This window comes from Phocaeicola plebeius (genome assembly GCF_003437535.1).
In the GTDB taxonomy this organism is placed as follows: domain Bacteria; phylum Bacteroidota; class Bacteroidia; order Bacteroidales; family Bacteroidaceae; genus Phocaeicola; species Phocaeicola plebeius_A.
In genome coordinates, this window is sequence record NZ_QSQT01000004.1 from 120,947 (window position 1) to 144,202 (window position 23,256).

Here is a 23,256-nt window from a genome sequence, read left to right on the forward strand (position 1 = left end):
ACAGAGGAGGAATTTATTATGGTGAGAGATATAACGAAAGAAGCGAGTAATTATCAACGTTTTTTGTCTGGTGAGTATTGTAATAGATTGGATTCTGAGGTTTTGAATATGATTATACAGACAAGGTGATATTATCAATGCTTGATAATATCACCTTGTCAGAAGAAGAAAGAACTGCATTGTTTGTTCGCATGCTGGGCAAAGTCGGACAACATTCCAGTATTGGTCGAAATTTTACTTGTCAGTGTGGTAAACATATTTTTATTGGTGAAAAAACAATCATCAATGACAATTGTACGCTGATGGATGAAAACTATATTTACATTGGTAGTAAAGTTTTGATAGCTCCTCACGTACAGTTTTATACAGCCACTCATCCTGTGTGTTTTGAAGAGCGTTTTGTGGAGGACTGGAATGAAAACTCTGGAGAATTGTTTTTTAGAACGAAAGCCCTGCCTATTACGGTAGAAGATGAAGTATGGATTGGCGGTGGAAGTATTGTCCTTGCAGGAGTGACTATTGGTCGGGGAAGTGTAATAGGTGCGGGAAGTGTAGTTACAAAATCTATCCCAGCACATTGGGTTGCTGTGGGCAATCCGTGTAAAGTCATTAAATGGTTAAAGCCTAACTATAACATTCGTCCGCTTGAAGAAAAAGACATTCTGGAAATGCAGCACTTGTTCCGTTCTACTGTGCTTAATGTGAATTTAAGGGACTATACAAAAGAAGAGGTAGTAGACTGGGCTTCTTGTGGTGATGACGTATCCCACTGGAAGGACCTTTTGTCCCAAAATTATTATATTGGGGCCTTTGATGAACAAGGTAAGATGGCTGGTTTCTCTTCTATGAATAAAGAGGGGTATTTACATTCCATGTTTGTGCACAAGGATATGCAGGGCAGGGGAGTAGCTACCCTGTTGCTTTCGGAAGTGGAAAAGATGGGCAAAGCGTATGGAGTTGATGAAATTACCTCGGAGGTCAGTCTGACTGCAAAACCGTTCTTTGAACAAAAGGGCTACAAAGTAGTTAAGTCACAGAAGTGCAGAGCCAATCAGTTGGAACTGACAAATTTCGTCATGTGCAAGCAGATTCTTTGATTTATCAGACTACTTTTGTGGTTACAAGTGTGTTGAGCTTATTTCATGTTGAAGCTTTTCCAAGAACTGGGCAGCATGAGCTCCGTCCATTTGTGTATGATGAAACTGAAATGACACGGTCAGGTGTTTTCTGAAAAAACGTTTTTTGAATTTTCCCCATATCAGGAATGGATTATTGAAAATACCGCTGTACATGCCAACTGCACCGTCTATCTCGTAGTTCACGAGCGCAGAAGTACCAATAACCATGCTTTCCGTTAAATCGTGGTTCTGACAGGTTTCGGCCACTTGTTTGGTTAGCTGGAGGTAGTTGTGATTAAACTGATTCAGGTCTTCAGAAAAAGGTATGTCGCATGAGCTTACCTCTCCATTCTTGTTTGTTACAATTGTATTAACAGCGATTGTATCATATTGAATCAGCTTTTTGCCAACTGGAAGCATATAGAATTCCTTGATGCCGGAAGCTGCTTTACCAATGCACCAGCACATCAGCATGTTCAGTTTTAGTCCTTTCTTTTTACTGATTCTTACAAGATTAGTTACATCAAGTGTCTTGAAAAATGTGACCATTGGCATAGGGGCCTGCATCCACATTTTGTATGCGTATGCACGTGTCGTTAAGGCGGGGTTTATTTCTCTCATTTTTGTGTGTACTTTAAATTAGAGCACAAAAATAAAACAGGCCTTTGATTACGGATAGAATAAAAGAGACATTATATTGGAGTAGTAAATAAATCGGAATATGGCTCGCATATTTTTATCAGTGATAAGGGGGTATATCTGCTTAATTCCCTGAATTCTCTTATGAAATGCGATTGGTCTGAATAACCGCATTGATAGGCTATCTGGGTTTGACTGATATTTTCAGTCTGATTCTGCATAAGCTTAAGGGACTTCTGAAAACGTACGATTCGTGCATATTCTTTCGGATTCATCCCGACTGTCGTAAAAAATATGCGTTCAAATTGTTTCTTGCTCAGGCAGGCAATAGATGCCAGTTCTGAGATTGGAGTATTGGGAGTAGAATACATTTGATGAACGACTGCCGCAATCCGGTTTATATCCACTTCACGTTTTGTGGTAAAGTTGGTTCTTAGTTGTGAGAATAACCATTGTTCGATAAGACTTATACAGAGGTCATTATCGTCACAATCAAAAATTCTCGTCGCAAGACAATTTAATTTCTTGTTCTCCAGTCCATAACCGGAGACTTCCTGATTGTAGAATACAGAAATGGGAATATTAAGAAAAGCACTCATGGCATAAGGATGAAATACAACTACAATCATTTCGACACTATCTTCTGCACTGATATGGGATGAGAAATTCACCTGTCCACTAATAGTCAGTCGATCCTGCTTTGTGTTTAATTCCGGAATATATAAAGCTGATTTCTTATGAAATATGAGTTGGGGGCAACCGATTGGGAAGGTGTAAGTCTTTATCGGCTGATTACTTTCAAATATCCAATAATATCTGACGTAATCTTGTAATAATTGGCATGGCTTGTAAAATTTGAATCCCTCTGTCATTGCTTTTCGGTATTCAGTTAGACAATGTACAAAAATATTGAAGATATTTCGTTATTTTTGAATTTTGAAAATAATAATTAATCTTGAAAGATAATGAATTTGTAAGGTGCAAATTGAAACAACAAGAGATGGAAATACATAATTTACTGGATGCAAAATCAAGAGCCGAATTGCGTGAATGGCTCATGCAGAACCATAAAAAGGAAACGGAATGCTGGGTAGTGGTGAAGCGTGGAAGGCCTGTGGATGATGATACGTTCTGGTACATTGATGCTGTAGAAGAAGCGCTGTGCTTCGGCTGGATAGACAGCACTACAAAGAAAATGGCGGATGGCGTAACAGCCCAGAAGCTTTGCCCACGAAAGCCACGAAGTAATTGGTCGGAGCTCAACAAGGAAAGATGTCGCAGAATGGAACGGTTAGGGCTGATGAAAGATGCTGGAAGAGCCGTTCTGCCGGACATGTCACCGCAAGGTTTTACCATAGATAAGGATATATTGCAAAGATTACAATCCGATTCTGTAGTATGGAATAATTTCTGTCAGTTACCGGATTTATATAAACGGGTAAGAATTGATACCATTCAAATCAAGAGGAATCAGCCAAAACTTTTTGAAAGCCGCTTGAATAAGTTTATAGAGAATACACGAAAAGGGCTTCTCTATGGGGAATGGAATGATAATGGGAGATTATAAGAATACAGAAAGTATCAATCTGTCTCTATTTTCACTACCTTTGTGACATAGATACTAAAAATAAAGATTGTTCAACACTATGAAATGGTAAGTGTGCATAATAATAGTATTCTCAATAAAGGCTATTAATAATATATAGGCTTGTGATATTACTTGGACTACTTGCTGTTATCTATCTCAAAAACAAGAACTATTAAAAGTTTGAATTTTCTGACTTCGCGTCACCCTTTTAGAGTGATGCGAAGTCAGAAAACTATCTATCAACGTATTGTAAAATTAATGTTTTGATATGATGAGGTCAGGAATTGATTTTAGATTACATGGAATCCTTGTCGGAAAGTGTTGACGGATTAGATTTCATCTAATCCTCTTTAATACCGTATTGGGCACCGTAAAGCCGCAGTGCGTCATGAACCGCCTTTTCTCCGAATTGTTGTATCATATCTTCCAGGTCGTATTTCAGTGCTTTATCGTCATGAGGGGTGAGACACATGACGCGCGACTCCATGTCGCAGTAACCAGGCAGCCTGAGGAACATACCTTGCGTAGACTGGTTGTGCAGTGACCACGCCGTTATCGGATATCGGAACGAGGTCGCTTCGCAGAACATATAGGCCATATCCTTGACATTGGAGATGTCCCAGCGGTCGAGTGGCTGATTGAAGCTTTTCGCTTCGTTGAACATACAGTACATATTCTGTACGTTCGAGACATTCCAATCGTTCAGCGGCTGGTTGAAGCTCGAGGCTTTGGAGAACATCTCGCGCATATCTTGCACATTTGAGACGTCCCAGTCGTTCAGCGGCTGGTTGAAGCTCGACGCTTCGCAGAACATTTCACGCATGTTTTGTACGTTCGAGACATTCCAATCGCTCAGAGGTTGGTTAAATGCTGATGCGCGCACGAACATCTCTCTCATATTTGTGACGGCTGATACGTTCCATGCACCGACAGACTGGTTAAAGCTCTTTGCCATATCGAACATGTAGCACATGTCAGTAACGCTGGAGACATTCCACGAGTTCAGATTCTGATTGAAGGAGAAGGCACGGTAGAACATGTACTTCATACTGTGAACTTTTGAAACGTTCCAGCCATCGAGCGGCTGGTTGAAGTGCTCTGCGCAGGAGAACATGTTGCTCATGTCTGTTACGCTGACCACGTTCCATTTCCGTAAAGGCTGGTTAAAGCGTTCGGCTTCGTTGAACATGAAACTCATATCCGTAACAGATGACACGTCCCAGGCTTCAAGTGGCTTATTAAATCTGTGTGCTCCTTCGAACATGTGGGACATATCCCGTACGTTAGAGACATCCCAGCTGCTTATGTCGTGGTTGAAGTAGATTGCGCTGGCAAACATGTGCTTCATCGTTACTATATTTGATGTATCCCATGTCTCGATACCGGCGAAGTTACTGCGTTTAGACTTTCGGAAGAGGCCTTCCATGTCGGTTATCAGAGATGTGTCGATATTGGCGAGCGGCATTTTTGCACCCATGTCCAGAAGTTCTATCAGCTCGCGTTTGGAGCGGGGCTTGCACTTCACGTCTCCCACATTGGTGCGGACGGAACCTATCAGCTCCGGATGGGCCGCTTCAAGTTCGCGCATATATTCCGCGGTGTGTTCGCTGCCGTAGCGTGAGAGTTCCGTGTATACTTCCGCCGGGTGGAGCTTGTCCAGTTTTTCTTTCAGCCTTGCGCGGCAGTTCTTTTTGGTAGCAAGGTGGAAGCAAAGCGTCAACGTCTTGACGTCGGTGAATTTCGGAGCGTACAGGAACATATTGCTTATGTCGCAGAACCGCGGTATCAGCCACATATCGAGCGACTGGCTGAAACTGCGTGCGTTTTTAAACATACGTTCGGCATCTTCTACGCGGCTCACGTTCCAGCGGTCGAGCGGCTGATTGAAGCTTTTTGAACCGTCGAACATGCGTAACATATACCGCACGTTCGAGACGTCCCAATCATTCAGCGGCTGGTTGAAACAGACCGCCCCCTCAAACATCCCTTCCATCCTTATTACGTTCGATGTATCCCACATGCCGATATTCTGATTAAATTTGGTGCAGCCGGCGAACATCCACGCCATTTCACGGACTTCCGATGTATCCCATTTGTCGAGCGGCTGGTTAAACTTCTCGGCTTCGCAGAACATACATGAAATTTTTTGGACCTTTGAGACGTCCCAATCATTAAGCGGCTGATTAAAGCTGCTGCAGCAGCCGAACATCGACTCCATATTTGTTACGGACGATACGTCCCAATCCTCTAACGGCTGATTAAAATTGCTGCAGCCGCAAAAGATGCATTCCATGTTCGTTACGGACGAAACGTCCCAGTTTCCTATGGGATGGTTGAAATATTTCGCCCTGAGGAACATTCGCTCCATCGTAGTGACGTGCGATGTGTCCCACGTTTCCAGTCCGTCGAAGTCGGTACGTTTTGAATCGCAGAACAGCCAACTCATATCCGTTATTAGAGATGTATCGATGTCGCCGAGGCAAACAGTCTCATTGTTCACTAGCTCCCTCAGTTCTTTCAAACTGCCGGGTTTGTACAGTTTACTCATAATTATGTTCCATATATTTGTAAATACCAATAGAAAAGTACACCATTGGTTAACTGAACAGTGTACTCATAAAAAGATTTTTAAAGGAAGGAAAGAAAGCCGAATTAATCAACTGAATAAATTAAATTTGGGGTTTCTTAACTCAAAAGGATTGTCAGGCTATGATTGTGGAAAGATAAGCCTTTTCAGCTAACAATCCAAAAAGAAAACACAGAGGCCACGACCTTCACGGTCGCAGCCTCTTTCTCAAACAACCAATAAGAAATAAGAGATAATCCTTTAGGGGATGGATTATCTGATGAACAGCAGTTCTCTGTATTTGGGTAATGTCCACATCTGATCATCCACAATCAGTTCCAGCTTGTCGATGTGGTAGCGAATCTGTTCCAGCATCGGAGTAATCTTGTCGTGATATTCGATGGCTTTTGCACGTTCGTCTACAATCTTGTTGGCTACTTTTCGAGCTTCTACCATGGTATCTACGTGTTCCTTGATGTAAGAAGTGTGTTCTGCAATCTTACGGATGATGGCCATGTTTTCAGCAGACAGTTTTTCGGCCTCTTCTGTAGGGAAGATTTGCTTCATCTTGTAGACATTGTCAATCAGTTTGCTCTGGTATTCAATGGCTACCGGAACTACGTGGTTCATTACCAGGTCGCCCAAAACGCGGGCTTCAATCTGGATTTTCTTGGTATAGGTTTCCCATTTCACTTCGTTGCGTGCTTCGAGTTCCTTGCGGGTCATGACACCGGCAGATTCGAACATGCGTACGCTGTCTTCTGTCAGATACTGGTCGAAGATGACCGGACAGCTGGTTTCGCAATCCAGACCACGGCGTGCTGCTTCTTCTTTCCATTCGTCACTGTATCCGTTGCCGTCGAAGCGGATGGGTTTGCTAATCTTGATATATTTACGGATTACCTGAATGATGGCTGAAATCTTCGGTTCACCTTTCTCTATTAGTTCGTCTACTTCTTTCTTGAATTCGGTAAGCTGTTCAGCTACGGCTGTGTTCAGGGCAATCATGGCGCTGGCACAGTTGGCCTCAGAACCTACGGCACGGAATTCAAAACGGTTGCCGGTGAAGGCAAATGGTGAAGTACGGTTACGGTCGGTATTGTCAATCAACAGTTCCGGAATCTGAGGAATGTCGAGTTTCATACCGTGTTTACCTCCTAAGGCAATCAGTTCGTCGGTTGAACTGTCTTCCATGTGGTCAAGCACTTTGCTCAACTGGCTGCCTAAGAAGGAAGAGATGATGGCAGGAGGTGCTTCGTTGGCTCCCAGACGGTGTGCGTTGGTAGCGCTCATGATGGAAGCTTTCAGCAATCCGTTGTGGCGGTACACAGCCATCAGGGTGTTGACGATGAACGTGATGAAACGCAGGTTCTCTTCCGGAGTCTTTCCCGGAGCCATCAGCAGGGTACCGGTATCTGTACCAAGTGACCAGTTGTTGTGCTTACCGGAGCCATTGACACCCTTGAACGGTTTTTCGTGCAGCAGTACACGGAATCCGTGTGTGCGGGCTACTTTCCGCATCAATGACATGATGAGCATGTTATGGTCTACGGCCAGGTTACACTCCTCGAAAATCGGAGCCAATTCAAACTGGTTGGGAGCTACCTCGTTATGGCGTGTCTTCACCGGAATACCTAATTCGAGTGCCTGGATTTCAAGGTCTTTCATGAAAGCTGCCACACGGGTAGGAATAGCGCCGAAGTAATGGTCTTCCAACTGCTGGTTCTTAGAAGCTTCGTGTCCCATCAGCGTACGTCCTGTCAGCAACAGGTCCGGACGTGCGGCATACAAACCTTCGTCTACCAGGAAGTATTCCTGTTCCCATCCTAAGTAAGCCATCACTTTTTTCACACTCGGGTCGAAATAGTGGCAAACGTCTACTGCCGCTTTGTTGACTGCACGGAGGGCTTTCAGAAGCGGAGCCTTGTAGTCGAGTGATTCACCGGTATAAGCGATAAAGATGGTCGGAATGCACAAGGTGTCGTCTACTACGAACACAGGTGATGAAGGATCCCATGCGCTATATCCGCGAGCCTCGAAGGTGTTACGGATTCCGCCGTTCGGGAAAGATGAAGCATCCGGTTCCTGCTGTACAAGGAGTTTTCCGGAGAACTCTTCCATCATGCCACCTTTTCCGTCGTGTTCTACGAATGCATCGTGTTTCTCGGCTGTTCCTTCTGTCAGTGGCTGGAACCAGTGAGTATAATGGGTAGCACCCAGTTCGCTGGCCCATCGTTTCATACCTTCGGCTACGGCATCGGCTATCTGGCGGTCAAGAGCGGCGCCATTATCCATGGCATCAATCAATCGTGCAAATACCGTAGAAGGCAGGTATTTAAACATTTTTTCTCTGTTGAATACATATTTACCGAAGTATTCTCCCGGTCTTTTGTCAGGGGCAGGTACTTCCATGGGTTTAGCCTGGAAGGCCTTTTCTACTACTCTGAATCTTAATGTTGACATGTGACTGTAAATTTTTATTGGTTATTTAATAGTTAGTAGTGAATGTGCTATGTTAATGGTTGTAAGCCGATTCTCCATGTTCGTAAATATCCAGACCTTCTTCTTCAATTCTGGCAGGAACACGCAGGCCGTGAACTTTGTCGAGGACTTTGAAGATGATGTATCCCATCAATGCGGCCCATCCGCCGACGATGATTACACCAAAAATCTGTGCACCGAGGAATCCGAAGCCACCTCCGTAGAATGTGCCGCCTTCTACGGCAAACAGACCGGTAAGAATGGTTCCGAGGCTACCGCATACACCGTGTACGGAAGAGGCACCTACAGGGTCGTCAATTTTCAGGCGGTGTTCGATGAATTCTACAGCGAAAATCATGACGGTTCCGCAGATAGCTCCGATAAGAGCGGCTCCCATTGGTGATACCAGGTCGCATCCGGCTGTTACACCGACGAGTCCGGCAAGGATACCATTGAGTGTGAGAGAGAGTGACGGTTTACCATATTTAATCCAGCTTACAAGCAAGGCAAGGAATCCTCCGGTACAAGCTGCCAGGTTGGTGGTAAGGAACACGTGTGAGATGGCTGTCTGGTCACCGTATCCGGCTGCAGCAAGCTGTGAACCAGGGTTGAAACCGAACCATCCGAACCAAAGGATGAATACACCCAGGCAAGCCAGTGTCAGGTTGTGACCGGGGATGGCTTTTGATTTTCCGTCCTTTCCGTATTTGCCCAAACGCGGACCAAGAATGGCGGCGCCGACCAGTGCAATCCATCCACCTACAGAGTGAACTACAGTTGAACCGGCAAAGTCATGGAATGTATAACCGAACACAGACATCATGAATGAATCCGGATCTGCATTTGAAAGCCATCCTCCTCCCCAGGTCCAGTGACCGGAGACCGGATAGATCAATACACTGATGGCTATCGTGTAAGCCAGATACATGGAGAATTTGGTACGTTCGGCCATGGCACCTGACACAATAGTAGCAGAAGTGGCACAGAATACGGTCTGGAAGATTAGGAAGCCTTCAATAGGTAATCCGTTCTGAATGATATTGCTCATGGCATCCAAGTCAAAGAGATGTGGAGTACCGAATACATCTCCTATACCGAACATCAGTCCGAAACCGATAAACCAGAACAGAATGGAACCTACCATAAAGTCCACCAGGTTTTTCATCAGGATGTTGGCTGTGTTCTTGCTGCGGGTAAATCCGGCTTCTACCAGGGCAAAGCCCGGCTGCATGAAGAATACCAGCATGGCAGCCAGTAACATCCATACGGTGTTAAGTCCGGTAGATAATTCCGCTATCTTGTCAGCGTTGCTAACCTCTTCAGGTACAGAGGTCTGCGCTGTTGTAATCAATGGAAACAGAAGTAAGAATAAGGGTATGAGGATTTTGCGGTATGCTGCTGTGTGCACACCTTCTGTAAGTTGTTTCATAATTTTTACCTTTTAAGAATTAATACCTGAGTTGATTTTCCGGGATTATTTTTCCTGTTCCGCATTATAAAGCGAAATATCGCCACGTTCGCCTGTACGGATGCGAATGGAATCTTCTACGGGGATGATGAAAATGCGTCCGTCACCTATCTCACCGGTATAAGCGGCTTTCATGATGGCCTGTACGGTCTTTTCCACATTCTTTTCCCTCACTACGATGGAAATCAGGATTCGTTCGATGGAACTGGTATCATATACTACCCCACGATAAATACGACCTTCGCGGGTTTTTCCGACACCTCTTACTTCATAGTAGGAGAACCATTCGATGTCGGCGGCCAATAATGCCTCCTTTACTTCTTCGAATTTGGTTCTACGGATGATTGCCTCAATCTTTTTCATAATAAATTGTATTTGTATTTTGTATTGTTTGTTATCCTGTATAATCTTTTTTGCCTCTTGAAATCACTAATCCTATTGATGTTGTATTGTATTTGTATTGTAGTATATCTTTTGGGTTAGAAACTTATGCCAAACACAAAGTAGGCTCCTTCTGTAGCTGGATTCCAAATGGCCTGTGCAAATACGGGAAGCGAGTAGGAATCTGTGATTTTGATTTCCTTGCTGGCTCCGAGGCATATATTTGAAACTTCAAATCCGCTTGCCCCATTGTTGTAGAAACTGGTTTCCCATGGGGTAGCACCTATTTCTGCCGACCAGTCCAGACCACCTAACTTGAAGGGGGCTGCGATGCTGAAGTAGGAAGAATAAGCACGGTCACCGTTTGCTTTTACGCCATCAGCTCCTGCAAAGTTTGTATACCAGTTCACGGCTAAGGGACCGAAATCGTAACCTACTTGTGCTTCGAACACATGTGAAGTGTTGTGGGCACCATAGTGAAAATACTCAGGACCGCCATCAAACCAATAATCAGTGACAGATACGCTGAATCCTCCTGTACTGTATCCTAAAGTAAGGTCGAATTCCTTGGTATCTTCTTTATCCAGTCCTACAGAACCCCAGCCTGAAAGGGAGAAGCCTTTGTAGGATACGGAAGCAGAGGGTTGGATGCTCACATTTCCTAAATCCTGTCCACGCCAGATGTATCCGCTTACAAGGTCAGCTCCAATATCAGCTTCTACTTTGTCTTGTGCCATTGAAATGACTGGAATGCCTGTCATTAAAAGCAGTGCGATTCCGGTAAGTTGCATTCTTTTCATTGCTTTCGTGTTTTTAGTTAATGTTTAAAACTCTTTACTTTTAGTTGTAGTGTCTTTTTGTATTGTATTTAGTTGTATTGTCTTTCTTTTTGTTTTATCGATATGCAAATATACTTTCTTTTAGCTGTTCTTAAGCATAAAAAGGTGTGCTTTCTTCTTTTATATTTTCCGTAGTGCAAAATTACTTGTTTTTACCCTATTTTAGGTTTAAGTTTGAAATATTTTTCATTGATTTTTTGCGAATTTGTTTTTCCAGGAGAAAACTCTCAGAGAAAAAATATTCTTCTTTCGACGATGAAGAGGAGGAAGTTGGAAATACGGAGCTGTTTTTTCGTATTTTTGTAGGGTTTTAATTGAAAAAAGCATGTTTCCGAACGTATATTTGTTTAATCCGGATTATGATATGGCGATGGCCAATTTCACTCCTTATTATAAGTCTCCTGCAGAGATTATGCGTATGATTGCGGATTTATCTGTTCTTCCATGGTGGTTTGCTGAAGAAGGAAATTGTGTGAAGGTGGAGAATATGGCTCTTGTATCTCTTTTGCAGAAGCAGTTGAGAGAGGTGTGTGGAGGAAGCATGGAGGTTGAAAGAAGGCTCGATGAGTTATTGCCGCGTACTGCTTGGACGGCAGAATGGCCTTCAGGTCGTTATATCCCCTGGGGGTGGACACCTGCCTTGGTGCATCGGCTCAGACAAGAAGGAGTAGAAGAATGCTTTTTGCCTTCGGAGGAAACTGTCAGGCGTTTCCGTTTTCTCTCGTCTCGTCAGCGTTGTCTGGAGGTATTGCCTGAATTACTGAAGATAGACGGGACTTGCGGGGAGATGAAAGCCTGTGTATCTCTGTCTGAACTGGAAGCGTTTCTTCAGGAAAGAGGAGAATTGGTTTTGAAAGCTCCATGGTCGGGAAGTGGGAGAGGACTGCTGAAAGTATCTTCTGCCAGTTGGAATGCGCAACTGGCTGGGTGGGCCGCACGTATTCTGAGGGTACAGGGAGCTGTGATGGCGGAACCCATTTATGACAAAGTGGTTGATTTTGCGATGGAGTTTTATGTGGAGAAGCAGAATGGAGTCCGTTTTGCTGGTTATTCTTTGTTTGAAACAGATGCCCATGGAAATTACAAGCTTAATCTTTTGTTATCGAATACAGAAATTGAGAATCGGTTGGCAGCGTATGTATCTCGGGAGATTTTACATGAAGTAAGAACCTGTCTGCTTTCCGCACTTCAACAGCTGTTGAAGGATGATTATGAAGGGTATTTGGGAGTAGATATGATGATTTGTCGCGTTGCAGGAGGCTATGTGGTGCATCCGTGTGTGGAAATCAATCTTCGTTTGAATATGGGAGTGGTGTCTCGCCTGTTCTTTGATCGTTATGTCTCTCCTTCTTCTTCGGGGCAATATGTGGTGGAACATTATGCGGCTGAGGGGGAAGCTTTGAAAAATCATCACAGATGTTTATCTGCCTATCCGTTAAAGATTGCTCAAGATGGGCGTATCCTTCAAGGGTATTTGTCACTGACTCCGGTACAGGCAACCACGCATTATCAGGTGTATGTGGTGTTGAGTGATGCGGGGGTGTAAAGAGAATCATTCGCTTTTTAAAATAAAAAACAGACCGTTTTGATGCTTTCACATTCAAAACGGTCTGTTTTTATTTAGGATTCTTATTAATTCAACTAAGCATTAGAAGAAGAGGTAGCGCTGGTCTACAACTTTTGCTTTCTGATACAAGTCATTGATTAACTGGTTACCTGCAATACGTACAGCCATGTTAGTCAATGTAGTTTCTTCTTGTTTTGCATCAAACTTCTCGCTTCCTTTTTCTTTTGCGTATACCTGAATCATGTATACTCCACCATTACCCTTGATAGGTGCGCTTACCTTGTTGGCAGCTGTCTTAGCAGCTACAGCACCGATAACCGGTTCGCTGCTGCGTGTAACTGAAATGTAAGCAGGAGCACTGAATGTAACGTGTTTTACAGAATCACTTACAGCATCCTTCATTCCCTTCACCTGAGCAATGGAATTATACTTCTTCATTTCTTCCATAATCTTTTCAGCTTTCTTATCGCGGCGGATTTCAGCTCTCAGCATTTCAGCTACTGAGTTGATGTCGCGATAACCGGCTTCATGAATCTTGTCAAGAGCAACTACCATCAGATGGTCGTTTTCACCACATTCATACAGCGGAGAAACTTCACCTGGTTTCGCAGCAAAAATCCATTTCAGTGCTTCACGAGTAGAACGTACGCCACCTACATAGTGTTCTGCGCTTGAAAGGTCTGTGCGAGGCATCAGTGTATAACCGCTTTCTTCTGCATTCTTCACCATTGAGTCGATAGTAGTGTTCTGTGCTACAAACTGGCTGAATTTGTTGTATGCTGCATTGTAAGTTTCTTTGCTGAATTCTACTTCACGTTTAACGACAGCTACTTTGTATTTAGTCTGCATGCTTTTCTTGTTCATTACCTGCAGAATCAGGTTAGCTTGTCCCATGTTGAGGTTAGCCAGTTCGTTTACAGGCTGGTTCAGCAATGTGTTGATGAACTTGCTGTTGTCTGCATCCAGTTCAGAACCTTCCCAGCTCTGTGCGTTTACCCAAGTTGCTTCACCTGTCTGTCCGTAAATCTTAGCTACGGCTGCGAAGTCAGCACCACCTTTCAATGCATTGTAAATACTGTCGGCCAGTGTCTTTGTCTTTTCTTCAGTGTCAGCATATACCTGAATCTGACGGAACTGAATTGAGTCAGGAGAAGAAACTTTTGCAAGCAACTTGAATGCATTGAATGAATCGTCTGTCTGATTGTAGTAAGGACCGTATACTTCGTTTACATTTGTAGAGTCGAGGCGTGAAGCTACGTCTGCAGGAAATACGGATTTGCTTACCGGAACATCAGAGTAGTTTACTGAAGAACCTGTAGAACGAACGAAAGTTCCAAAATCAGCTGTTGTGCTAGCCAATTGGTTGCTGTACTCAGTTACTTCTTTTTCTACAGCCTTACGGTCTGCATCAGACGGAACTACTTTTACGTCGATGTAACGGATGTCGCGTGTTTCTACCAGCTGCTTGAACTGTTCTTTCTTTTCGTTGTAGCGGTCTTTGATTTCACTGTCAGAAACCTGAACTGTAGAATCATTGATAGAGCTGTAAGGAACACCAGCTAACAACAGGTCGCTCTGTTCTGTGCGTGAGTTGAATGCATCTTCAGCAGCTACAGGGTTAGAGATTAAAGATTTTGTTACCAGGTTCTGGTATTTTTCAGCCAAAGTGCTTTGTGCCAAAGTCTTTTCTACAAACTGCCAGAAAGCACCCATTTTCTGATAGTATTCTACATACTGTGCAGGCATTTGGCTTGCATTCAGGTTTGCATAATCTACCAGGAATTTCTTCAACATATCTTTATCGAACATACCAGTCTGGGGGTTGCGGAAAGGAGTCTGCATCAGCAGCGGGTGTGTGCCTTGGTCAATGATGCTCTGTATTTCAGCGTCTGTCACTTTCAAGCCTAATTTTTCTGCCTGTTCAGCAATCAGCTTGTTGTTGACATAACTTTGCCATACCTGATCTTTTACATTGTTCAACTGGTCTTCTGTCAGCGAATTCAATCCATTGGTCAGTTTGATGACTTCACTGAGTTCGTCCACCATTTTCTGATAATCTTGTGCACTGAGAACTTCCCCGTTCACTTCTCCTACGTCTTGTTTACCTTGGTGCGGCTGGAGTACTTTCCATGCGTCACCGGCAATAAATGCAAAAAGGGCAAGACCGATTACGATGACCAACAAAGGTCCTTTGCTTCGAATTTTTTGTAAAGTTGCCATTTAAAGTTATTATTTTTTTGTTTATTGTTTTTATAGTTCTGTTATTAGCGCACGAAGATACAAAAAATACTGTTTAGTCACTATTTTCTCTCAAAAAAATGCTTATTTCGTGGTAAACAGTTTGACCAATTCTATTTTATTGGCGCTTACTTTGATAATTTTGAAGGTAAAATTCTCAGTCTGAATGACGTCGTTTACTTTGGGTATGCTTTGACATTCATTCAGAATAAGTCCACCGATGGTCTGGTAGTTTTCGCTCTCAGGCAGATTCAGGCCAAAGGTTTCATTGGCTTTTTCTATATCTATTCTTCCGGAGAAGATGTATTCGTTTTCCGATATCTGCTTTGCGACGATGGATGTGGTATCATGTTCATCTTCAATGTCGCCTAAAATTTCTTCAATCAGATCTTCCAGTGCCACGATACCTGAAACGCCTCCAAACTCGTCTACTACTACAGCCAGTGATCGCTTTTGCTGTTTGAATATTCGCATCAGTTTGTGGGCAGCCATTGTTTCTGGCACAAAGGGAATGCTACGAATACCGTTTTGCCATTCGTTGTTGCTGCGGAACATTTCAGATGAATGAATGTATCCCACAATGTTGTCGATATTTTCTTTGTAAACGATTATCTTACTGATACCATTTTCAATAAATACCTTTTTAAGTTCAGTGAGCGGAGTATCAAAATCCACAGCTATGATTTCCGTTCGTGGAATCATGCAGTCACGTATTTTGACATTGGAGAAATCAAGTGCGTTGCGGAATATTTTGATTTCATTGTCAATTTCTTCTCCCTCTTTTCCTTCTTCGATACTACTTTGGATAAAGTAATCCAGATCGACTTTGGTAAATGCCTTTTCCCGGTCTTCTTTGTTTGTCTTTACCCCCACAAGATGAAGAATACCGCTTGAAAGCAGCGATGAAAAACGGCTGATGGGGTAGAGTATGATGTAGCATACAAATGTCGGTACGCTGAAAAATTTCAGAGTAGCGTTAGGATTAATCTTGAAGAGTGTTTTGGGAAGAAATTCTCCAGTGACAAGAATAATCAATGTGGAAATTACGGTTTCTATAGGAACAAGCAGTGCCTGATTTGAAATCACATCTGCAAGTATATAATGTTCAATAAGTTGAGCCATCAAGATACCATAGATGACCAATGCAATGTTGTTTCCTACCAACATGGTGGAAATGAAATTATTAGAGTGTCGGTAGAATACGGAAAGGATATAAGACGATACATTGTTCGTCTTTTCCATTTCAAAACGTAATTTGTTGGAAGATACAAAGGCGATTTCCATACCTGAAAAATAGGCTGAAAACACCATAGATATAAGTAGTTGGATGATAAGCTCCATACTAATAGTTTTATTTGGAAGTTTGTGTGCTGTCTGCCTGGACAGCATTGTCTTCAACGGTAAAGATTCCCGTGTTGTTATAGATTTGGTATTCGGTCATTTGCTGATTGGATTCGAAACCGTATCCAGTCAGTACCTTGTCAATTTGTTCGATACGGATAAATTTATCAGAATAGATTTTCTCTTTGTCCTGATCCCAGAACATTAGTTCCGTGTCGAATTTGTCGCCTCTTTGGCTTTGAATATGGACGTTTCCACGTAGCTCCCATAGTTTCTTGGGCTCGTAGTAATAAGCTGTGTCAGCTTTGATACTTGCATCTACATGGAAAAGACTGTCGAATTTCTCCAGATAGATTCCTTTTTCAAACGCCCAGAACGGAGGATTCCGGTGGCTGTAGATAAGCCATTCTGCTGTAATAATCTTGTATCTGATCATTCCTGAGTCAGATACGAGGGTAGTTACTCCTGTAGTACGCATGTCGGGAAGAGAGTCTCCTTCTTTTACGGCTGCAGCAGTAGGTTTTTCTTTGCTCCCGCATGCAGGAACAAAAAGAAACATAACAGTTGCCCATGTGGCAACTGTTATGTTGATAAATAATTTATATATGTGTTCTTTAAGTCTGATTGACATATACTTATCTGATGGTTGTTGTTTCACCAATCCATCCGCCGATTGTTACCGAGTTACCTTTCTTCAAACCAAGGAAGAAGAGGTCTTCATCTTTCGGAGTATGTCCGGCGTATGTATTGATCAGCTTCTGAGCTTCTTCTGCTACGCTAGGATCTACGCTCTTTGCACGCTGCAATTTATCGATGGCTGCAAAGTAAGTACATTTGTTCAAAGCTGCTTCGTCGCTCCAATTCGGGCTTGATGCATACATCTGTGCAATCAGGATATAAGCTTTTCCGTAGCTTCCGTTGAAAGAGATAGCTTTGTTTGCATATTGTTTAGCCTTGCTCAACTGTTTTTTGCTGAACAATACCACTGCTGCACTATATGCATAGTCTGCTTTCTTTTCTGCTTCCTGTTCCAGTTCGATAGCCTGGTCAAAGTACTGTACGCTCTTGTCCAAGTCACCTTTCTTGTAGTACATGTAAGCACATCCAGCGGCTGTTGCTGCTGTAGGTTCCATCGCATGTGCAGCTTCAGAAGCAACGAAATAAGCTTCTTCTTCTGTACATTTCAGCATCTGCATTACATTGATAACCTGCTTCAGGTAATCCAGATTTGTCTTGTTCTGGCTTACTTTCGGGCCATAGATAGCCTGCAAGTTTTCGCAGCTTGCAGCACCACTGTTGATGAAGTATGCATCTACGTTATCTTTTGCTGTTTTCAGCAGTTTTTTGTCTCTTTCTTTAGTAGCAGCTTTCAGAGCTTCATCTGCATAACCAGATGCTGTCAGGTAGTCTTGAATAAACTGTTCTTTATGAGTGTCATCACTCTTTAATTTACGAGCAGAGATATCCATCAAATCCTGGAACATGAAATAATCAGATGTAGCTTTTTCCAAATCAACGGCTTCTTTTACCATCTGGTATGCCTTGTTTACGTCAACATTAGCACCTGAGAAGATGATGTAATCGTGAGCTTTCATACCAAGGATAGAACCTTTTGTAGTAGGAGTTTTTACCAACTGGTTCAATCCGTCAAGGTATTTGATACGTTGGTCATGTACAGCCATCAATTCATCCAGATACTTTTTCTGCTGAGCAGCATCTTTAGAACTGGCAATTAAAGCACGCAAAATCTTAGCTCCGTTTGTATAAGTACTAACCTGAGCTAAAGGTGCTTCTGTAAATACAGCCATCCAAGGCTTGTATGCATCTGTAAAGTTGTCAGTCTTTACGTATTCACTGTAAATACTGATGTTCTGCAAACAACGGATACTGTCTTCTCCATGTCCGAAACGAGATCCGTCTTCTACACCTTTCTGAGCGAAAGCTGCTGTGGTACCCAAAGATAAAGCACACAGCATTGTAAACATTTTCATTTTCATCGTATGTAAGATTAGTTGTTCATTGTGTTTATTTTCATATTAATTTACTCTCCATTTCATGAACCAGTGTTCGTTGAATGTCAATCCAATTTTCAAGACAAATCGGTTTTCCGATAGCATGTCGCTTACAGAAGGATTGGCATGGATGTATTGTCCGGTAATACTTAATACGCTGTTTCGTTGGTATAGCTTTAACGGTAAACCTAATCCGACGCTGACACCATATTCTTTAGGACCGTCTATCATATTTTGTGACACTGGAATTTGGAGATTAGAGTTCGCATAATAGGCACCCGCTCTATAGCGTATACGGCTAAGATAGCTTCGTCCGAATTCTTTTGGTAAAAATTCAGCTCCGATGGCTACTTTAGAACGGTTTTGGTATAAATCTGTCCGATTGTTGTATTTTACTCCGCTCCATTTTTGCAGCGTATAATCCACTTCTACTGTCAGATTCTTTTTATGTTTCCAGGCTAAACCTCCTCCATATATATGAGGTATTCCGTAAGAGTCATCTATTTGTTGCTGGTTTACGACAGAATAATTAGTTCCGTTAGTAATCTGTGTCCCTTGGGTATCATGCCCGTTTAGGGTATGTCCTAAACTATAGGTAAGACCTAAAGTCAATTCATTTTGTTTGTTTATCGGCTGGGTATATTGAAGACCAAAGCTTGCATTATAACTGCTGATAGATACTGTATTGTAGGTTATGGTCTGGTCGCCACCGTTGCTGAGACTGGCTGTCGTCTGGTAATTGAGCTTACCATATAAATAACCGATATTAGCACCGATAGATAAATTATCCAGAATCTTGAATCCAACACCTCCAAAAATTTGCTGCAATCCTCCATCTCCGTAAAAATTATTGGATATGGTAACATCGCTGCTATTCTCTATTTCTTTTGAACGGGTAAAGTTATACCCCACTGTAGAAAAAGGAGTGTATCCAATCGTCATGCCCAGTCTAGGATGCAAGCGAAACTGCATTCCGATATAGTCGAAGCTGGAGTTCTTGGCATTGGCTTTGTATTTCCCTTCCTGAAAGTTGGAACTTTTTAAAGACATTCCGGCATCAAAAATAAAAGAAAGAGAATCGACAGCCGTATAAGAAGCTGGATTCATGGCATTTATATGCTCGGGTGTCCGGAGTGCATAACCTACTCCTCCCATTGCTGCATTGTTTGTAAAGCTCTGGTCGAACATGTCCCCAAGTCCATAACGTGTATAAGGTGAGTTAGTGCTTATTTGCGCACACACCACTGTAGAGCTAGCTAAAAGCCATGAACCAACAAGTATTTTCTTACTTAACATTATAATTCAATATTCTGTTTAAACCTTTCAATACTAAAAATCTATCTGCAAAGATGATACTTTTTAAATTTGTATCAAAAGAAAATTTATCTCCTCCAGTTAAAAAAACCAAAAGGTCGGGATATTTCTTTTGCAGCAGGGTGATGTAGCCAATGATTTCGAATTCTATTCCCCTGATGACTCCGGCACGGATTGCCGTCTCCGTGTCAAATCCAAATTCGGGTGTCTCGCCTTTTCTTTCAATTAAAGGAAGTTTATCGCAACAGGCGTTCAGTGTTTTAAAACGAGTGTATATTCCGGGTGAAATATTTCCTCCCCAGTAATTCCCTTCTGCATCTATAAACTCGTAGGTCAGTGCAGTTCCTGCATCTACTACCAGCAGATTTCTTCCGGGTGAAAGGTAGTTGGCACCCACTACGGCTGCCAGTCGGTCCATGCCCAAAGTTTCGGGCGTTTTGTATAAATTACGGATGGGAATAGGAGTCAGGTGGTTCAGCTCAATGATTTCAAATGGCACTCCCGCCAATTGGCGTCGTATGGTGTTACTGAGTGTGATAACCGATGCTATGATACCTCTTTCGATTGGATATTTGTTGCATAACATTGACAGCCAGTCCAGCGAATGATTGGACCCTCTTAAAACCTCCACCACTTTATCACCATCAAATACTGCCAGTTTTGCTACAGTATTACCAATATCAATTACTAGATTCACGTTTTCTTTCTTTGTTTCGCCTGCAAAGTAAGATAAAATTTTGGATATGCACATCAATAAAACTGATTATTTATTTCGCTCTTATGGTAGAATCCGTGTATTTTTGCATGCGAAAAAAAATATTATGAATTATTCAGATACTTCAGGATATACCGGTGTCTGGTGATATTTGTATTTGTTTATGAAAAAGAAGCTTGTTTTTCTGTGTTGGGTGGTCTTGATAAGTTGCCTTTTCTCTCCGGTAAGGGTTAGGGGAGAAATCTCGGATAATGTGGAAAAAATGCCGCAAACTGATAGCATTCAGTTCAGTTTGCTGACTTGTGCGCCGGGCAATGAAATCTATGCACTTTTTGGTCATACAGCTATTCGTTATCAGAATTTTTCCAGAGGCGTGGATTTGGTGTTTAATTATGGAATGTTTAGTTTCAATACGCCGCATTTTGTATATCGCTTTGTAAAAGGTGAAACAGACTACCAGTTAGGAATTACACCTTATCCTTATTTTGAATCGGAATATGCATTCAGGGGCTCTTCGGTTTATCAGCAGATCCTGAATTTGACATATTCGGAGAAAATGTCGTTGCTGAAATTGCTTCAGGACAATTATCTTCCGGAAAACAGAATTTATCGTTATAATTATTTCTATGATAATTGTACGACCCGTGCTCGTGATCAGATAGAAAAAAGCATTCAGGGACAAGTCGTGTATCCTTCCGTAAGTTGGCATAAAACTTTTAGAGGAATTGTGCATGAATTTACCAAAGGCTCTCCGTGGGATGAATTAGGTATAGATTTGTGTCTTGGAGCGGAAGCTGATAAGCCGATAGATATAAGGCAGCAAATGTTTGCTCCGTTTTATATGCGTTATTTTGCTCAGGATGCATACATTCAGACTCCAGACGGAGGCAGACGGCCTTTGGTCTTGCGTGAGGAAAAGATTGTGGATGCCGAATTGGAAGCAGAATCTTCCTGGGGAATAAGTCCGATGGTAACCGCTACTTTATTTTTGCTTTTGAATGTAATTATCGGATTCTTCCAGTGGAAGAAACAAACGATTTTCTGGGGATGGGATATCTTATTGTATGCAGCTCAAGGAATAGCTGGTTGTATTATTGCCTTCCTGTTTTTCGTCTCTTCTCATCCGACTGTAGGTTCAAACTGGTTGTTGGTTTTGTTTAATCCGTTGCCATTGTTTTACCTGCCTTTTATGATTTATCGTGAGTTAAAACATAAAAAAGACTTGTATCATACTTGTAATCTCGTGTATTTAACACTTTTTATAGTGCTATTCCCGTTTTTACCGCAAGATTTTAATTTAACAGTATTACCTTTGGCACTCGGTTTGCTGGTAAATGCTGCAAGCCATGTATTAGTATTGAATAAAAAGTAATGAAAGAACGTATACTGACATCTTTATTGACTGTATTTGTCATCTCTGGAATTCAGGCGCAGGCTCCTTCTCCAGTTCCAAAATTGGTGGTGGGGTTGACGATTGACCAGCTGAGGGCAGACTACATAGAAGCTTTTTCGGCATTGTATGGGGAGAGAGGATTTAAGCGCCTTTTAAAAGAAGGACGTATATATACCAATGCGGAATATGATTTTATCAATGTAGACCGTTCGTCTGCTACGGCTTCGATTTATACAGGTACTACACCTTATTATAATGGTATTCCTTCTAACCGCTGGATGGACCGTGGGTCTTTACGGATTATAAAATCGGTAGATGACCAGGATTTTATGGGGGTATATACATCGGAAAGCTCTTCTGCTAAGTTGTTGCGTTGTTCCACCTTGTCGGATGAATTGAAGGTAGCTACTCAGGGACGGGCTGAAGTTTATTCTATTGCACCGACTCGTGAAATGGCTATTTTGGCTGCCGGCCATGCAGCAAATGGTGCTTTCTGGTTGAATGATGAAACCGGGAAGTGGGCTGGTACGACTTATTATGGAGATTGCCCGTTGTGGGTAAGCAATTATAATGATAAGGAAGGACTTGATTTTCGTATCAATAATTTGGAGTGGCTTCCTTATTTGCCGGTAACTTCTTATCAGTATATCACTACTGAAACCAAGCAGCTTAGCTTTAAGCATAATTTCTCGGATGAACGTCTGGATAAATATAAAAAGTTTAAGACAAGTCCATATGTAAATGACGAGGTAAACCGTCTGGTAAATGCATGCTTAAGCAATACGCAAATCGGGCAGGATGCAGCTCCGGATTTGCTGACATTGTCTTATTATGCAGGAAATTATGATCACAAGCCCAATACGGAATATGCGATGGAAATACAGGACATGTATGTCCGTCTGGATAACAGCATTGGAGATTTGTTGGATTTGATAGACCGTAAGATCGGGCTTCGTAATATCTTATTCTTTATCACTTCTACGGGTTATACCGATCCGGAACCTGTGGATCCGGTTAAATACAAGATTCCAGGTGGAGAATTTCACATTAAACGTTGTGCAGCTTTACTGAACATGTATTTAATGGCTCTTTATGGACAAGGCCAATATGTGGAGACGTATTATGACCGACAAATTTATTTGAATCACAAACTGATAGAAGAGCGCAAGCTGAATTTGGTGGAAGTGATGACGCGTTCCTCTGAATTTGTGGTGCAAATGAGTGGGGTACAGAATGCTTATTCAGCACAGCGTTTGCTTTTGGGAGCTTGGACTCCGAAGATTGGAAAAATTCGAAATACATATAATCCAAATTGCTCGGGCGATATTTATGTAGAAGTAATGCCGGGATGGTCTGTGGTCAACGAATATTCTCAGAAGGTAGAAGTGGTTCGTGAAGCATATACTGCGGCTCCGCTTGTGTTTATGGGATTTGATGTTAAGCCTGAAAAGCTTTATTCTCCGGTAAAAATTACTTCAATTGTACCCACTTTAGCTCATTTCATGCGCATACGAGCGCCAAATGCTTGTTCGGAGGCTCCAATGATTAATATTCGTAAATAAATAGTATGCGAATAATTCACAATTTACCTATCTT

General features: G+C 42.3%; 18 protein-coding genes and 1 pseudogene. 6 read left to right on the top strand and 13 right to left on the bottom strand.

Features of this window, described 5'->3' with window-relative positions:
- Positions 1 to 18 precede the first annotated feature (18 nt).
- Positions 19 to 614, top strand: a pseudogene (locus tag DXD04_RS17140) (sugar O-acetyltransferase); the annotation flags it as partial.
- A gap of 54 nt (positions 615 to 668) precedes the next feature.
- Positions 669 to 1,097 (top strand): GNAT family N-acetyltransferase, encoded by a 429-nt coding sequence (locus DXD04_RS17145; RefSeq protein ID WP_195204170.1) that lies wholly within the window; start codon positions 669 to 671, stop codon positions 1,095 to 1,097.
- 21 nt (positions 1,098 to 1,118) lie between these two features.
- Here the strand turns inward: DXD04_RS17145 and DXD04_RS03475 are convergent, their stop codons facing one another.
- A complete protein-coding gene (locus DXD04_RS03475) occupies positions 1,119 to 1,739 on the bottom strand; it encodes a CatA-like O-acetyltransferase, family 2 (RefSeq protein WP_117670917.1) in 621 nt (206 codons plus the stop codon).
- A 71-nt stretch (positions 1,740 to 1,810) separates the two neighbouring features.
- A complete protein-coding gene (locus DXD04_RS03480) occupies positions 1,811 to 2,629 on the bottom strand; it encodes a helix-turn-helix transcriptional regulator (protein WP_117670919.1) in 819 nt (272 codons plus the stop codon).
- Between the two features lie 128 nt (positions 2,630 to 2,757).
- Here DXD04_RS03480 and DXD04_RS03485 point away from each other — a divergent pair, with 128 nt between their 5' ends.
- Positions 2,758 to 3,324 (top strand): YdeI/OmpD-associated family protein, encoded by a 567-nt coding sequence (locus tag DXD04_RS03485; protein WP_117670921.1) that lies wholly within the window; start codon positions 2,758 to 2,760, stop codon positions 3,322 to 3,324.
- Between the two features lie 361 nt (positions 3,325 to 3,685).
- Here DXD04_RS03485 and DXD04_RS16850 read toward each other — a convergent pair whose 3' ends face one another.
- The 5 genes from DXD04_RS16850 to DXD04_RS03515 form a co-directional block, all read right to left on the bottom strand.
- Complete coding sequence (locus tag DXD04_RS16850) at positions 3,686 to 5,893, bottom strand: BspA family leucine-rich repeat surface protein (RefSeq protein ID WP_259296098.1); 2,208 nt, start codon at positions 5,891 to 5,893, stop codon at positions 3,686 to 3,688.
- Between the two features lie 291 nt (positions 5,894 to 6,184).
- Complete coding sequence (locus DXD04_RS03500) at positions 6,185 to 8,374, bottom strand: glutamine synthetase III family protein (protein WP_117670923.1); 2,190 nt, start codon at positions 8,372 to 8,374, stop codon at positions 6,185 to 6,187.
- A 52-nt stretch (positions 8,375 to 8,426) separates the two neighbouring features.
- Positions 8,427 to 9,821, bottom strand: coding sequence for an ammonium transporter (locus DXD04_RS03505; RefSeq protein ID WP_117670925.1), 1,395 nt, complete (start codon positions 9,819 to 9,821; stop codon positions 8,427 to 8,429).
- A 45-nt stretch (positions 9,822 to 9,866) separates the two neighbouring features.
- Entirely contained in the window at positions 9,867 to 10,223 is a 357-nt protein-coding gene (locus DXD04_RS03510) for a P-II family nitrogen regulator (protein WP_117670927.1), read from the bottom strand.
- A gap of 116 nt (positions 10,224 to 10,339) precedes the next feature.
- A complete protein-coding gene (locus tag DXD04_RS03515; RefSeq protein WP_117670929.1) occupies positions 10,340 to 11,041 on the bottom strand; it encodes a hypothetical protein in 702 nt (233 codons plus the stop codon).
- Between the two features lie 364 nt (positions 11,042 to 11,405).
- On the opposite strand from DXD04_RS03515, the gene DXD04_RS03520 reads away from it, so the two are divergent.
- A complete protein-coding gene (locus tag DXD04_RS03520) occupies positions 11,406 to 12,626 on the top strand; it encodes a hypothetical protein (protein ID WP_117670931.1) in 1,221 nt (406 codons plus the stop codon).
- A 102-nt stretch (positions 12,627 to 12,728) separates the two neighbouring features.
- On the opposite strand, the gene DXD04_RS03525 is transcribed toward DXD04_RS03520, so the two are convergent.
- The 6 genes from DXD04_RS03525 to DXD04_RS03550 form a co-directional block, all read right to left on the bottom strand.
- Complete coding sequence (locus DXD04_RS03525; protein ID WP_022053866.1) at positions 12,729 to 14,867, bottom strand: peptidylprolyl isomerase; 2,139 nt, start codon at positions 14,865 to 14,867, stop codon at positions 12,729 to 12,731.
- Positions 14,868 to 14,969: 102 nt separating this feature from the next.
- Positions 14,970 to 16,226, bottom strand: coding sequence for a hemolysin family protein (locus DXD04_RS03530; protein WP_117670979.1), 1,257 nt, complete (start codon positions 16,224 to 16,226; stop codon positions 14,970 to 14,972).
- A 10-nt stretch (positions 16,227 to 16,236) separates the two neighbouring features.
- The gene (gene lptC / locus DXD04_RS03535) at positions 16,237 to 16,857 is read right to left on the bottom strand and encodes an LPS export ABC transporter periplasmic protein LptC (RefSeq protein ID WP_117670933.1); all 621 of its coding nucleotides are present in this window, start codon (positions 16,855 to 16,857) and stop codon (positions 16,237 to 16,239) included.
- Between the two features lie 4 nt (positions 16,858 to 16,861).
- Entirely contained in the window at positions 16,862 to 18,223 is a 1,362-nt protein-coding gene (locus tag DXD04_RS03540) for a tetratricopeptide repeat protein (protein ID WP_117670935.1), read from the bottom strand.
- Between the two features lie 39 nt (positions 18,224 to 18,262).
- On the bottom strand, positions 18,263 to 19,534 hold the full coding sequence (bamG, locus tag DXD04_RS03545) for a BamG family beta-barrel-assembly machinery protein (RefSeq protein ID WP_117670937.1): 1,272 nt from the start codon (positions 19,532 to 19,534) through the stop codon (positions 18,263 to 18,265).
- On the bottom strand, positions 19,524 to 20,249 hold the full coding sequence (locus DXD04_RS03550; protein WP_117670939.1) for a type III pantothenate kinase: 726 nt from the start codon (positions 20,247 to 20,249) through the stop codon (positions 19,524 to 19,526). The genes bamG and DXD04_RS03550 overlap by 11 nt, the downstream gene beginning before the upstream one ends.
- Before the next feature lie 280 nt (positions 20,250 to 20,529).
- Between DXD04_RS03550 and lnb the strand changes: the two genes are divergently transcribed.
- On the top strand, positions 20,530 to 21,639 hold the full coding sequence (gene lnb / locus DXD04_RS03555; RefSeq protein ID WP_229035312.1) for a lipoprotein N-acyltransferase Lnb: 1,110 nt from the start codon (positions 20,530 to 20,532) through the stop codon (positions 21,637 to 21,639).
- On the top strand, positions 21,639 to 23,222 hold the full coding sequence (locus tag DXD04_RS03560) for an alkaline phosphatase family protein (RefSeq protein ID WP_117670943.1): 1,584 nt from the start codon (positions 21,639 to 21,641) through the stop codon (positions 23,220 to 23,222). The genes lnb and DXD04_RS03560 overlap by 1 nt, the downstream gene beginning before the upstream one ends.
- Positions 23,223 to 23,256 lie beyond the last annotated feature (34 nt).